This window comes from Qipengyuania citrea, assembly GCF_009828015.1.
Lineage (GTDB): Bacteria > Pseudomonadota > Alphaproteobacteria > Sphingomonadales > Sphingomonadaceae > Qipengyuania > Qipengyuania citrea.
In genome coordinates, this window is record NZ_WTYG01000001.1 from 142,236 (window position 1) to 155,271 (window position 13,036).

Consider the following 13,036-nt stretch of genomic DNA (forward strand, 5'->3'; position numbering starts at 1 on the left):
AGATCACCTTGGAATTCGATCCGCGTATCCTGATGTTCGTCGTCTTCGGCGCGGGGCTGACGCTTACCGTCACGCTCGAACGCTGGCTGGCCCGCTACTGGCTGTCGCTGCCGATCCTCTATGTGGCCGTCGGTTTTGCCGTTTGGTCGCTGCCGCTGGGCCTGCCGCACTTCAATCCGACCGTCGACGGCTTCGATGCCATCACGCTCGAATATGCCACCGAATTCATCGTCATCGCCTCGTTGATGGCTGCGGGGATTGCGATCGATCGCCCGGTTAGCTGGGCCAATTGGCGCCAGATCTGGCCATTGCTGCTGATCGCCATGCCGCTGACCATCGCCGCAGTCGCGCTGCTCGGCTGGTGGGCTCTGGGTCTCGCACCGGCCAGCGCCATCCTGCTGGGTGCCGCATTGGCTCCGACCGATCCGGTCCTCGCGCGCAGCGTCCAGGTTGGCCCGCCCGGGGAAGATCAGCGACACGATGTGCGCTTCAGCCTGACGGTCGAGGCCGGGCTCAACGACGGCTTCGCCTTTCCCTTCACCTATCTCGCGATCGCCGCGGTCGGGATGACCGCTCTGGGTGACTGGACACTGGAATGGGCGGCGCTGGACCTCGTCTGGCGGATCGTCGCCGGCTGCGCCGTCGGCTATGCGGTCGGCCGCATCGGCGCGTGGTATGTCTTCGAACGCGAAGTCGACGCGCCGATCGAGGACATCGATGAAGCCAGCGACGAGGCGGAGAACCCCAGCTATTCGACCAGCGAAGGCCTGATCGTGTTGGGTACGCTGTTGCTCGCGTACGGACTTGCCGAATTGGCCGAGGGCTATGGATTCCTGGCGGTGTTCGTCGGGGCAGTGACCGCGCGGCAACGCGAAAACCGCAGCCGCTATCACAAGATCAGCCACCATTTCATCGATCAGATCGAGCAGATCGTACTGGTGGCGGTCCTGTTCGGCTTCGGCGCGATGCTTGCCAGCGGCGTGCTCTCGGCACTCACCTGGCCGGCAGCGCTGGTGGGACTGGCGCTGATCTTCGTCATCCGCCCGATTTCGGGCTTGCTCGCGGAGGCCAATTGCGACCTGCCGATGATCGGCAAGCTCGCCGTTGCCTTCCTGGGCGTGCGCGGGATGGGTTCGATCTATTACCTTGCCTATGGCCAGAACAACGCCAATTTCGCGCAGATCGACCTGCTCTGGGCGACCGTGAGTTTCGCGATCCTGGTTTCCATCATCGTGCACGGCGTGGTTTCGGGCCCGCTCATCCGCCATGTCGAAGACCGCCGTGCACATGTCCACGCCGGGCAGGATACCAGCATGGCCGCGCTATCGCCCGATGCCCCGAGGCGGCGCTCGAAGGCGGACTGAAACGCCGCGGAACGGCGCCCCAAACGACAAGGGGCGGCGAACCGCAGTCCGCCGCCCCTCAAGCGATCCGTATGAACGGACTTACTTCTTTGGCGCGGCCTTCTTGGCAGCAGGCTTCTTGGCTGCCGGCTTCTTCGCCGTAGCCTTGTCGTCGGCCTGCTTGTCATCGGCCTTCTTGGCGGCAGGCTTCTTCGCTGCGGCTTTCTTGGCCGGCGCCTTCTTGGCTGCGGGCTTGTCTTCCGCATCCTTGTCGGCCGCCTTCTTGGCAGGAGCCTTTTTCTTGGCTGCCGCCTTCTTCTTCGGCTTTTCCTCGGTGCTTTCTTCCGCCTCGATCGCGGCTTCGAGCTCTTCACGCGTCACTTCGCGGTCGGTAATCTCGGCCTTGTCGAACAGGAAGTCGACGACCTTGTCCTCATACAGGGGCGCGCGCAGCTGGGCGGCGGCCATGGGTTCGGACTGGACATACTGGACGAACCGCTCGCGGTCCTCGGCGCGATACTGCTGGGCCGCCTGCTGGATGAGCATGTTCATCTCGTTGGCATTGACCTCGACACCGTTCTTCTGGCCGATTTCGGACAGCAGCAGGCCCAAGCGGACGCGGCGTTCGGCGATCTTGCGATAATCGTCCTTCTCGTCGTCCATTTCCTTGAGCATGGCTTCGGCATCGTCCGACTGCGCGGCTTCCTGCTGCAGCTGGCCCCAGATCTGTTCGAACTCGGCATCGACCATGCCCTGCGGCACGGCGAAGTCGTGACCGGCTGCCAGCGTGTCGAGCAGCTGGCGCTTCATCTGCGTGCGGGTCAGGCCCGAGGTTTCCTGCTCGAGCTGGCCGCGCAGCAGTTCCTTGAGCTTGTCGAGGTTCTCGAGGCCGAGATTCTTGGCGAACTCGTCGTCGATCGCGGTGTCGGTGGGGACCTTTACCTGCTGGACCGTGACGTCGAATTCCGCGTCCTTGCCCTTCAGGTTTTCAGCCGGATAATCTTCGGGGAAGGTCACAGTGATGGTCTTTTCATCGCCGGTCTTCACGCCCGTCAGCTGTTCTTCAAAGCCGGGAATGAACTGGCCCGAACCGATGACCAGCGGCGTGTTCTCCGCCTTGCCGCCTTCGAATTCGACGCCGTCGACGCGGCCGACGAAATCGATGATCAGCTGGTCGCCGTCGCCGGCCTTCTTGGTCTTGGCGGCGTCCTTGTAGCTCTTGTTGTTCGACGCGATGCGCTCGACCGCTTCGTCGACCTGTTCGTCGGTCACCGGAACGGTCAGGCGTTCGAGCTTGAGGCCCTCCACTTCGGGCGCTTCGATTTCGGGCAGGATCTCGACGTCGACGTTCAGCGTCGCGTCCTTGCCTTCTTCATAGCCTTCGTCGAGCTCGACCTTGGGCTGCATCGCAGGACGCAGCTTGTTCTCTGCCATGACCTTGTCGACCGATTCGCGGATCATGTCGTTGACCGTCTGCGCGTGGACCTGCTCGCCGTGCATCTTGCGCACGAGGTTGGCGGGCACCTTGCCGGGGCGGAAGCCGGGCATTTTCACCTGCGGAGCGATCTTCTTCACTTCGCCGGTAACGCGCTCGTCGATTTCCTTGGCGGGAATCGTGATGGTGTAGGCGCGCTTGAGGCCCTCGTTGGCGGTCTCTTTGATCTGCATGGGTTGAAACTCGTAACTTTCCAAAAGCGATAGGTGCAGGGGGTATCACGACGGCGGCGGCACTGGTGCGGGCGAAGGGACTCGAACCCCCACATCTTTCGATACTGGTACCTAAAACCAGCGCGTCTACCAGTTCCGCCACGCCCGCTAACCCGAACGAAGCTGCGCGAGGCGCTAGTCCTTCGCGTATAGGCGCGTGCCTCTAGTCGGATGCGACCAATTGCGCAAGCGTGGCGACCGATGAAGGAACGCTGCGGGGTGTTGGCCCGTTCAACAGGCATGCGTGACTACGACACCCCCAAGAAACCCGAAGACACTCCGCCCGTGATCAATCCCGGTGCCAAACAGGAAAATTCGCACGATTCCGGCAAGGACGACGGCGAGGAAGCACCATCAGGCAACCGGCCGGCCGGCAGCCCGCCCAATGCTGCAGAACAGGCACTGGCGCCGGCACAGGAGGGTGGCCGCGACGGAGCGGGCGAGGCTGCGCTCGATCACCCCTCCCGCGACTGAGGAACATTACCATGGCGACGCAACCCGATCCCAATCCCGATACGATCAATCCCGGTTCTCCCGACGAAATGCCACCGACAAGTCCGCCGAACGAGGCGCCGATGGAAGAACCGCCGGGCTTCGAACCGCCGCAGCCCGACATCGACACCCCCGATCGCGGCCCGCTGGAAACGCCGCCTCCTCCCGATTGATCTTGCCCGTGGCCGATTGATCTTGCCCGTGGGCGCGCCGCGCAGTATCGGCGCGCGCCATGAGCGAAGAAACCACCAGCCAGACCCCGCCCGACCATCTTTCGGTCAACCCCAAGAGCGAGCACTTCCAGGTGGATGTGCTCAAGCGCGGAGTGGGTATCCGTTTCAAGGGCAAGCAGCGGACCGATATCGAGGAATATTCGATCTCGGGCGGCTGGGTGCGGGTTCAGGCGGGCAAGACCGTCGATCGCAAGGGCAATCCGCTGACCATCAAGCTGAATGGCCCAGTCGAAGCCTGGTACGAAGATCTCGGCGAGGATACGCCGGTCGCCAAGGCCGACTGATCAGTCGGAGAAATTGGCGAAGGCGCTGAGAAAGCGCTTCGAGGTCTGTTTGCGCGCTGGCGCCATGGCAAGCTGCTGGCGCGCCTGCGGCCGGCCCTCTCCGTAGATGAAGCCTGCGACCGGCCAAGCGGTCGTGCCGACTTCCCCGAGCGGGGCGTACCACACGCGCACTGCGCTCCAGTCGTTGGCCGGCGATACGTCAATCGCCAGCACGTCCTTTTCGACCTGCCCCCGGCGCCCGTTGATCGGCGACCAGTTGGCATGATCGAGCAAGACCCGCCGCGTGTCGAGAACGCGGCTCACCGTTGCGACATGACCCAATTGCATGCTGCGATGCGGACGGAAGGCCATGACGGCCCCCGGACGCGGCGCCGTACCGGTGGCATAGCGTCCCTGCGCCTGCTCCCACCAGGTATGGGCATCGCCGTAGATCTGGATCCCCGACACTTCTCGTGCGTAGGGTACGCACTGGAGATAAGCATCCAGTTCGGCACCCCGATTATCGAACGCACCGAAATCGTCCGCCGCGGCGGGCGTGGCACAGGCAAGCAAGGCGAAAGCGGCAAGTTTTTTCCTCATGCCGGCAGAGGTATGCCGCTTATCCTTGCCGACATCCTTCGCGTTAAGGTTAACCGATATTAACCCTCTCCTGCGCCGGAGCTTGCAAAGCGGAGCGCAAAGCGCCACTTCCCGCGCCATCATGGTGCCCAATTCCTCGAAGCCCACGGTGATCATCATCGGGCGGCCCAACGTCGGCAAATCGACTTTGTTCAACCGGTTGGTCGGCAAGCGCCTTGCGCTGGTCGACGACCAGCCCGGAGTCACGCGCGACCGCCGCTTCGGCGACGCGGAGATCGCGGGGCTCGAATTCCAGGTGGTCGATACCGCCGGTTGGGAAGATGAGGACCCGGCCAGCCTGCCCGGCCGGATGCGCATGCAGACAGAAGTCAGCCTCGAGGGCGCCGATGCGGCGATGTTCGTGTTCGACGCACGCGTCGGGCTGACTCCGCTCGATGAGGAAATCGCCCGCTGGCTGCGCGGACAGGCCGTGCCCGTGGTCCTGGTCGCCAACAAGGCCGAAGGCAAACAGGGCGATGCCGGGATCTACGAGAGCTTTTCCCTCGGTTTCGGCGAACCGGCCGGAATCAGCGCCGAACATGGCGAAGGGATCGGCGACCTGTTCGAACGCCTCTGGCCGATCATCGGCGAGAAGGCAGAAGGTGCGGCCGAAACCCTCGAACTGAGCGAGGAAGATGAAGAGGCGCTGCTCGCCGGACCGCTGAAACTGGCCATTGTCGGCCGGCCAAACGCCGGCAAGTCGACGCTGATCAACCGCATGCTGGGCGAGGACCGGCTGCTGACCGGTCCCGAAGCCGGGATTACACGCGATTCGATCGCGGTCGATTGGGAATGGCGCGACCCGCGCAGCGGGGAAGAGCGGGAAATCCGGCTGATCGACACGGCCGGAATGCGCAAGAAGGCGCAGGTCGTCGACAAGCTCGAACGGCTTTCGGTGGCCGATGCGCGCCGCGCGGTCGATTTCGCGGAAGTCGTGGTGCTGCTGCTGGACGCCACCCGCGGGCTCGAATCGCAGGATCTCAAGATTGCCAGCATGGTGCTCGAGGAAGGGCGCGCGCTGATGATCGCAATCAACAAGTGGGATGTCGCCGAAGGTGCCAGCGCGCTGTTCAACGGTATCCGCGAAGCGCTCAACGAGGGTCTCGCCCAGGTTCGCGGAGTGCCGCTGTTCGCAGTAAGCGCGAAAACCGGCAAGGGTATCGACCAGATGATGGGGGCGGCGTTCGACCTGCGCGAAGCATGGAGCCGCCGCGTGCCCACCGCCGCGCTCAACCGCTGGTTCGACGATGCGCTCGAAGCCAATCCGCCGCCCGCACCCAAGGGCAAGCGGATCAAGCTGCGCTATATCACCCAGGCCAGCATCCGTCCGCCGCGTTTCGTGGTGTTCGGTACCCGGCTCGACATGCTGCCCAAGAGCTATGAACGTTATCTGGTGAACGGCATTCGCGACAAGCTGGGGTTCGATGCAGTGCCGGTGCGCGTGGTGCTCAAGAGCCCCAAGAACCCCTTCCAGAAGGAGTAACACCGGTGACGCTCGATCTCCTGGCAGGCATCGGCGCCTTCGACCTCATCGAGCGGACCAGTTCGACCCTGCGCGTGCAGCAGGTCGTCCAGCTCAGCCTCGCCCCGGCCTTCCTGCTTGCGGGGATCGGCGCGGTCATGAATGTCATGACCAACCGGCTGATCTGGGTTGCCAACAAGATCGAGCGTATCCTCAACGCTGGGGAAGATGGCGATGTCAAAGCCATGCGGGCCGAGTTGCCCGCGCTCGAAATGCGGCGCATCTACGCGCAGCGCGCGGTCATGTTCAGCACCGCGTCGGCGCTTGCCATCAGTGTCGTGATCGTACTGCTGTTCATCAGCGCATTTGTCAGGACCGCACTGGGCACTCTGGTCGCGACGACATGGGTGATCTGCATGGGACTGCTGGTCGCAGGGCTCGGTTCGTTTCTGATGGAAACCCGCACCGCGGCAAAGCGCAACCGCGAACGCATGCGCGAACGCCGGAACGCCGCATCGGACTGAAGCCGATCATGCTCGCTTAGCATCGCAGAGCCGCCCGCAGGCGGCCCCGCAACGCGGTCAGCCGCCCTCGCCTTCGCCTGCCGGCTTGCTGTTGAGCTGGACATAGTTTTCCAGCCCCATGCGCGCGATCATGTCGAACTGGGTTTCGAGGAAGTCGACATGCTCTTCCTCGCTCGCCAGGATGTCTTCGAAGATCTGCCCGGTGGCGAAGTCGCGAACGCTCTGGCAATATTCCGCGGCTTCCTTGAGCAGAGGGATCGCCTCCATTTCCATCGCCAGGTCGGCCTTGAGGATTTCCTCAACCGTCTCGCCCACCTTCAGCTTGTGGATCGCCTGAAAGTTGGGAAGTCCGTTCAGAAACAGGATGCGCTCGGCGAGGATGTCGGCGTGCTTCATCTCGTCGATCGATTCGTGCCGCTCGTATTCGGCCAGACGGCTGACACCCCAATCGGCGAGCACCCGGTAATGGAGCCAGTACTGGTTGATTGCGGTCAATTCGTTGGTGAGCGCCTTGTTAAGGAACTCGATGACCTTCGGATCGCCTTTCATGGCGCTGACTCCTTGCCTGCTGAACGGCGCTTCCTATGCGCCCCAGACGGGGCTTATGGCAAGGGTAGAAAGGGATAAAATCGGCGGAATTCCGCCAGTTGCAAGCGATTTGCGTTAGCCGGCGATCACGCCGCGGCGGCCACGCATCCCATCTCGCGTTCTTCCCGGAGGATCTCGTCAGCCTCATCGAGGCAGGTGCCGCAGCAAGCCGGCTTGCCAAGCGCGGCATAGCAGGTTTCGGCATCGCCCGAGACATGGCGCGCGGCGCGGCGCAGGTCGCTTTCCCGGATTGCGTTACAGATGCAGACGTACACTCGAACACTCCTGCGATTGACTCGCAGGAGCACCTCTAGTGAGAGTCGTTCTCAGTAGCAACCCCTCTCGTCACCGCCGCAGGGGGAACAGCCGCCAATAGGTCAGGCACCGCCAGAGCCATTCGAGCGGACCGAAGCGGAACCGGTCGAGCCAGGGCTTCGACCAGGCGAGCATGACGAGCCAGCTTGCCGCCATGACGAGGTACAGCTCGGTACGCCCCAGAGCGCCGAACAATCCGCCGCCCCAACCGTGGAAGACAAACAGCATCAGCACCGATGTGCCGAGGTAATTGGTGAAAGCGGCCCGCCCCGCAGCGGAAACCCGCTCCGCCAGCCAGCCCGAGGCACGCGCACCGACCACCGCCAGGACCGCTGCCAGCCCGAGCACCACGGGCAGGCGGGGCAGTGCCGACAGGCTCATGAATGCAGCCAGCGTGCTCCAATAGGAAAATCCCGCATCCCTCACCCACAGCGCCACCAGCAGGGTAACCCCGCTGCCCAAAACAATACCCGCACTGCCCCAGCGCAGCATCCTGCCGGTATTCATAGCGCCGCTGAACAGGCCGAACCGGTACAGCGCCATGCCGATCAGCATCAGCGGCAGCGTTTCGAACCCAAATACGAAAATATTGAACGGCAGGTCGCCCTTATGGTCGATCACGTTGTGCGCGACGAAATCGCCATAGGAACCCTCGGAGATGATGCGGTATTCGACCATTTCGTGATCGAGTGCACGGCCCTTGTCGGCTGCCAGTTGCTCGCGCATTTCGGCATAGGCCGGCTGCTCGCCGAATTCGGTCTCGGCGATCACATAGGGCGACAGCATGAAGCTGCCGACCAGCACCACGCCTGTGGCATAGCCGAGCAGCCCGACGACCAGCTGCGTTTTGGCCGCCCAGCGGATCGCGGCGAGGGAGACAAGACCGAACAGTGCATAGAAAGTGAGGATATCTCCGCGCCAGATAAGGAAGAAATGCCCGAGGCCGAACAGCAGCAGCCAGCCCAGCCGGCGCGCCTGCAACGCCCGCCCTTTTCCGCGCGACCAAGCCTTTTCCATGAACAGATACAGGCCGACGCCGAACAGCAGCGTGAACAGGCCGCGCATCTTGCCGTCGATCAGCACGAATTGCGCGATCCACATCCATTCCTCGGCCTCGTTGTGCGGCACGAGGAAGGCGTCGGGATACATATAGGCGGCGAAAGGCTGGCCGAAGGCGATGATATTGGCGGCGAGAATTCCCATCACCGCGATGCCGCGAATGAAGTCGAGACTGGCGATCCGGTTTCCCGCCATCGCGCGCGGCACCGCCTGGTCGGGCGCAGCGTCGCTGCGAGTGTCGATCGGATCCATGCATTTCCCCTTGGCCGCTCTTAATATGGGCCGTGGGGGCGAGCGTCTATCGCGGTGCGGTGGCCGGGGGAAGCGCGATCACGAAATGGCTAGCGCGTGACGAGACATTCCTGCCCGCTGCGCTTGAGCGAGGCGCAGGCCGCGGCGGCTTCGCCGCGCGTGGCATATCCGGCCGCCAGCAGGCGCGTGAGATTGCCCGATTTGAGCAGCATCTGCTCGCGCCCGGCGATCTCCGATCGGCCCGCGAGCAGGCCCCACAAGCGCTGCGCATTGCCGGGTACGCCGAAGGCGCCAAGCTGGACTTTCCACGGGCCCGTTGCGGCCGGCGCGACGCGCGTCGCGCTTGTCCGGGCGGGCGTGGAAGAAGGTACGGCGGCAGCGGCGGTCGATGCTGCGGGCGGCACCGCCGGACTGGCAGCCACTGCCACCGCTTCGCGGGATAGCGCCTCGTCCTCTTGCCGCGCGACCACGGTGGGCGCGGGTGCAGCGGGCAGTGTGTAATCCGCGCCTGCAGTCTGCGAGGCGGGCGCTTCAGCAGTCGCCGGCGGCAGGGGGACCGGACGCGCTGCCGCGGTCTGGGGAACGCTGGCCGTGACCACGGGTCCGCTGGGCGCATCGGTTGCGAGTCCGAGGTCTGCTGCAGCAAGCTGACGCGAACGCGCCGCCTCGGCTTCGGCCTTGAGCGAGGCGGCCAGCGGCTGCGCTGCCTGGCGGTCTTCGATCGAGATATACTGGTCCATCTGGGCCAGGGCGCCGCGCGCCTGCGGCAGGCCCGAGGAATTCGCCAGCGTCAGCAGCGCATAGGCGCGGCGCCAGTCCTTCTTGACCAGATCACCGTTGAAATGGGCGATTCCCAGTAAGTACTGGGCGCGGGGATCGCCGCGCATCGACGCGGCGGAGATATAGGGCAAGGCTTCCTCGCGGGCGCCGCGCTGGAACAGCAGCAGGCCATAATTGTCGGCCGCCTTCACATGGCCCTGCGCCGCAGCCTTGGCATAGAGCGCTTCGGCCTGTTCGACATCGGTTTCGACCCCGCGGCCAAGCCGGTAGGCCTGCCCCATGTTGAATTGCGCGTCGGGATCACCCTGTGCGGCGGGCCCGGCCCACTCGCGCACGGCCCCGGCAAAGTCTCCTGCGGTCCAGGCATCGACCCCGGCCTTGACGTCGGCATGGGCAGGCACCGCGGCCAGGCCCGCCAGCGTCAGCATTCCGGCCATCCAAGCTGCTTTTGCCGAATGTCGCATCCTATCCCTTTCGCATTGCGGGGCCCGCGAAACGCGCCCGATTGGCGACATCCTATAGTAAATCGACCGTTAGCAAAGGGTTGCCAGGGATTTTGCGGCCTTGGGCCCATGTCAAACCGCCATCCGGTTAACCCAAAATTAGGGGTAGTCTGCGATCTCCATGACAAGATCGCTGCGGACGATTGCAGCACGAGTGAGTAGATTACAGGCGCAACCCAGGGGGACCAAGTCTTGCGTGTACTGGCATTGGCATCGCAGAAGGGCGGATCGGGCAAGACCACCCTCTCGGGACATATGGCCGTTCAGGCGCAGCGCGCCGGTGCGGGTCCTGTCGTCCTGATCGACATCGATCCGCAAGGATCGCTTGCCGATTGGTGGAACGAGCGCGCCGACGAATATCCCGCCTTCGCCCAGACCACCGTTGCACGGCTGGCCACCGATCTGGCGATCCTGCGACAGCAGGGGTTCAAGCTGGCGGTGATCGATACCCCGCCCGCGATCACCATGGCGATTCAGTCGGTGATCTCGGTCGCCGAACTGATTGTCGTCCCGACTCGCCCCAGCCCGCATGACCTGCGCGCCGTGGGCGCCACCGTCGACCTGTGCGAACGTGCGGGCAAGCCGCTGGTCTTCGTCGTCAACGCGGCGACCCCGAAAGCCAAGATCACATCGGAAGCCGCCGTTGCGCTGTCGCAGCACGGCACTGTGGCCCCGATCACGCTGCACCACCGCACCGACTTTGCCGCCTCGATGATCGACGGCCGCACGGTCATGGAAGTCGACCCCGAAAGCCGGTCCGCTGCCGAAGTCACCGCGCTGTGGAAATACATCGCCGACCGGCTGGAAAAGAACTTCCGGCGCACGGTCTTCGCCGCGCCCAATTCGCAGTCCGCGATGTCCGGCGTTCATCGTCCCGCCGGCGGCTTCGGCCGCCGTGTGGCCCAGTAGTAGCGGAAGGCGGGCTGCCGAATGTCTGACGCCAACTTCGCCTCTCTCTCGTCCACCCTGCTTGCACGCAAGGGTGGAGCGAAACCGGCCATGCGCCCGCAATCGGGCATCGTCGGACCGGTCGATGGCAAGGAAGCCGCGGCCAATCTCGAGGATCTCGGCTGGAACGACATGGGCGACGGCGCCAGTGATGAAACCGATACGCGGCCCCGGCCGCGGCTGGAGCCGGTGCCGGAGAACGTCGTGCCGCTATCGCCTCAAGCGGCGAAGGAAACCGATGCACCCAACCAGGTGCGCGCTTCGCTGAACAAGATCCAGGCGCAGCTCGACGAACCCGCTCCGCGCAAGCCGATCGTACGGCGCCCTGCCACAGCGCAGGGCAAGCGGGCCGCATTCACGCTGCGGCTCGACCAGGAACGCCATCTCATGCTGCGCCTTGCCTGTACCGTTCGCGGACGCAGCGCACAGCAACTGGTGACCGACGCGCTCGACGCGTTGCTCGCCGAAATGCCCGAAATCGCAAGCCTCGCTGCCCAGGTGCAGCGCAGCGAAAAATGAACTCGAACGACGCGGAATCGCCTTCAAAGGGGGGAAGAATGAGCATCGAGACGAAAGCCAGGAACAAGCGGTTCGTCCAGCTCGCCGTCACCACGGCGCTGGCGACCACTGCGCTTACGGCGTGTACGGGCAAGACTGCCCCCAGCCATTCCTATTCGGCCGCGCATGCCGAACAGGCGCTGACCATGGGGAACGCTTCGAAAGCCGTGCGCCATGCCGAAGCCGCCGTACTGGCCAGCCCGCGCGACGCTTATACGCGCACGCTGCTTGCCAACGCCTATCTGACCGATGGGCGTTTCGCGTCGGCCGCGACGACCTTTGCCGAAGCGATCGAACTGGGTGATACCGCCCCGCGAACAGTGATCAGCCATGCCCTCGCGCAGGTAGCGATAGGCGACCAGATGGGCGCTCTGGGCACGCTCAGCCGCTTCGAAGACAAGCTCGATGCAGCCGATTACGGGCTCGCCATGGCGCTGGCCGGCCGGCCCGACCACGGCGTCAATGTCCTCGGCAACGCGCTGCGCGGCGGGCAGAACACGCCCAAGGTGCGGCAGAACCTCGCCTATGCCTATGCCATGCAGGGCAACTGGCGCGCCGCTCGCCTCATGGCCGCGGAAGATGTCCCCGCGGGCGAGGTCGGCGACCGCATGGCCGAATGGGCGGCCCTGGCGCGCCCCGAAGCCTTCACCGGACGCGTCGCCACCGTTCTGGGGGTCCAGCCGCAAGCCGATCCCGGCCAGCCGCAGATGCTGGCCCTGTCCAATCATCCCAGTGTCGATATGCTTGCAGCGAGCGGCGAAGCCGAACCGGTCGCAGCACCGCGCGGCGACTTTGCTTTCGCCGAAGAACTGCCGCCGGTCGAAGCCGCGCCTACGGTAGACGATGGCGCCGATGTCGCATTGGCCGACGCCGGGCTTGCCCCGGCAGGCGGCATCCGCTTCGTCGGTCGCGAAGTGGTGCAGGATACGCCGATCCACGCTGCCAGGCCGGCTGCTTCGCGCACCGCCCGCGCAGCCGCTCCGGCGAGCGCCGCTCCGCGCAGCAGCAGCGGCGATTACAATGTCCAGCTCGGCTCGTTCTTCTCGATGTCGGATGCCAATGAGGCGTGGAAGCAGTTCCAGAAACGCTATCCCGAACTCGCCAGTTCCGAGCGCGTGATCACCAAGGCCCGCGTCAATGGCAAGATCTATTATCGCGTTGCGGCTGCCGGCTTCGCCAAGGCCTCCGCCGATTCGATGTGCCGGACGGTCAAGGGCCGCGGTGACGGCTGCATTGCCTACGCTGCCAGCCGCAAGCTTCCGGGAGCAATCGCCGTGGTCGATGCGGGCGTTCGGGTCGCTTCCCGCTAATCCATCAGTTTACCAAACCACCGAGAGGCCCCGTCCGGACACGATCCGGGCGGGGTTTTC

15 protein-coding genes and 1 tRNA gene are annotated in these 13,036 nt (G+C 64.5%); 9 read left to right on the forward strand and 7 right to left on the reverse strand.

Annotation, left to right across the window (positions count from 1 at the left end; all coding sequences use genetic code 11):
- The first annotated feature begins 8 nt into the window (after nt 1-8).
- The gene (locus GRI55_RS00660) at nt 9-1,364 is read left to right on the forward strand and encodes a cation:proton antiporter (RefSeq protein ID WP_237452362.1); all 1,356 of its coding nucleotides are present in this window, start codon (nt 9-11) and stop codon (nt 1,362-1,364) included.
- Between the two features lie 81 nt (nt 1,365-1,445).
- Here the strand turns inward: GRI55_RS00660 and tig are convergent, their stop codons facing one another.
- Together tig and GRI55_RS00670 are read right to left on the reverse strand one after the other, a co-directional pair.
- Entirely contained in the window at nt 1,446-3,011 is a 1,566-nt protein-coding gene (gene tig / locus GRI55_RS00665) for a trigger factor (protein ID WP_160765862.1), read from the reverse strand.
- 63 nt (nt 3,012-3,074) lie between these two features.
- Nucleotides 3,075-3,159 (reverse strand) — tRNA-Leu (locus GRI55_RS00670).
- 113 nt (nt 3,160-3,272) lie between these two features.
- Between GRI55_RS00670 and GRI55_RS00675 the strand changes: the two genes are divergently transcribed.
- Genes GRI55_RS00675 through GRI55_RS00685 form a run of 3 tightly spaced genes read left to right on the forward strand, consistent with a single transcriptional unit; the run spans nt 3,273 to nt 4,059 of the window.
- Nucleotides 3,273-3,524: a hypothetical protein gene (locus GRI55_RS00675; RefSeq protein WP_160765863.1), complete on the forward strand. Its 252-nt coding sequence runs from the start codon at nt 3,273-3,275 to the stop codon at nt 3,522-3,524.
- Between the two features lie 11 nt (nt 3,525-3,535).
- Nucleotides 3,536-3,715, forward strand: coding sequence for a hypothetical protein (locus GRI55_RS00680; RefSeq protein ID WP_160765864.1), 180 nt, complete (start codon nt 3,536-3,538; stop codon nt 3,713-3,715).
- 59 nt (nt 3,716-3,774) lie between these two features.
- The gene (locus GRI55_RS00685; protein ID WP_160765865.1) at nt 3,775-4,059 is read left to right on the forward strand and encodes a DUF3297 family protein; all 285 of its coding nucleotides are present in this window, start codon (nt 3,775-3,777) and stop codon (nt 4,057-4,059) included.
- Here GRI55_RS00685 and GRI55_RS00690 read toward each other — a convergent pair whose 3' ends face one another.
- Nucleotides 4,060-4,797, reverse strand: coding sequence for a CHAP domain-containing protein (locus GRI55_RS00690; protein ID WP_307019674.1), 738 nt, complete (start codon nt 4,795-4,797; stop codon nt 4,060-4,062).
- On the opposite strand from GRI55_RS00690, the gene der reads away from it, so the two are divergent.
- Nucleotides 4,760-6,160 carry a ribosome biogenesis GTPase Der gene (der, locus tag GRI55_RS00695; protein WP_160765867.1) on the forward strand — a complete coding sequence of 467 codons (1,401 nt, stop codon included), beginning with the start codon at nt 4,760-4,762 and terminating at the stop codon, nt 6,158-6,160. The genes GRI55_RS00690 and der overlap by 38 nt on opposite strands.
- A gap of 5 nt (nt 6,161-6,165) precedes the next feature.
- Nucleotides 6,166-6,663 (forward strand): DUF2721 domain-containing protein, encoded by a 498-nt coding sequence (locus tag GRI55_RS00700; protein WP_050600846.1) that lies wholly within the window; start codon nt 6,166-6,168, stop codon nt 6,661-6,663.
- Nucleotides 6,664-6,720: 57 nt separating this feature from the next.
- Here GRI55_RS00700 and bfr read toward each other — a convergent pair whose 3' ends face one another.
- The 4 genes from bfr to GRI55_RS00720 form a co-directional block, all read right to left on the reverse strand.
- The gene (gene bfr / locus GRI55_RS00705) at nt 6,721-7,212 is read right to left on the reverse strand and encodes a bacterioferritin (protein WP_050600847.1); all 492 of its coding nucleotides are present in this window, start codon (nt 7,210-7,212) and stop codon (nt 6,721-6,723) included.
- A gap of 125 nt (nt 7,213-7,337) precedes the next feature.
- Nucleotides 7,338-7,526: a (2Fe-2S)-binding protein gene (locus tag GRI55_RS00710; RefSeq protein ID WP_160765868.1), complete on the reverse strand. Its 189-nt coding sequence runs from the start codon at nt 7,524-7,526 to the stop codon at nt 7,338-7,340.
- A 70-nt stretch (nt 7,527-7,596) separates the two neighbouring features.
- Nucleotides 7,597-8,877 (reverse strand): DUF418 domain-containing protein, encoded by a 1,281-nt coding sequence (locus GRI55_RS00715; RefSeq protein WP_237452363.1) that lies wholly within the window; start codon nt 8,875-8,877, stop codon nt 7,597-7,599.
- An 89-nt stretch (nt 8,878-8,966) separates the two neighbouring features.
- Complete coding sequence (locus GRI55_RS00720) at nt 8,967-10,094, reverse strand: SPOR domain-containing protein (RefSeq protein WP_237452364.1); 1,128 nt, start codon at nt 10,092-10,094, stop codon at nt 8,967-8,969.
- Between the two features lie 258 nt (nt 10,095-10,352).
- Between GRI55_RS00720 and GRI55_RS00725 the strand changes: the two genes are divergently transcribed.
- From GRI55_RS00725 to GRI55_RS00735, 3 genes are read left to right on the forward strand one after another with little or no spacing between them, the layout of a single operon-like run.
- Nucleotides 10,353-11,069, forward strand: a complete 717-nt coding sequence (locus GRI55_RS00725) for a ParA family protein (RefSeq protein WP_050600850.1) — start codon at nt 10,353-10,355, stop codon at nt 11,067-11,069.
- Between the two features lie 21 nt (nt 11,070-11,090).
- Nucleotides 11,091-11,627 carry a hypothetical protein gene (locus GRI55_RS00730; RefSeq protein WP_160765869.1) on the forward strand — a complete coding sequence of 179 codons (537 nt, stop codon included), beginning with the start codon at nt 11,091-11,093 and terminating at the stop codon, nt 11,625-11,627.
- A 38-nt stretch (nt 11,628-11,665) separates the two neighbouring features.
- Nucleotides 11,666-12,976, forward strand: coding sequence for an SPOR domain-containing protein (locus tag GRI55_RS00735; protein WP_160765870.1), 1,311 nt, complete (start codon nt 11,666-11,668; stop codon nt 12,974-12,976).
- The last annotated feature ends 60 nt before the right edge of the window (nt 12,977-13,036 follow it).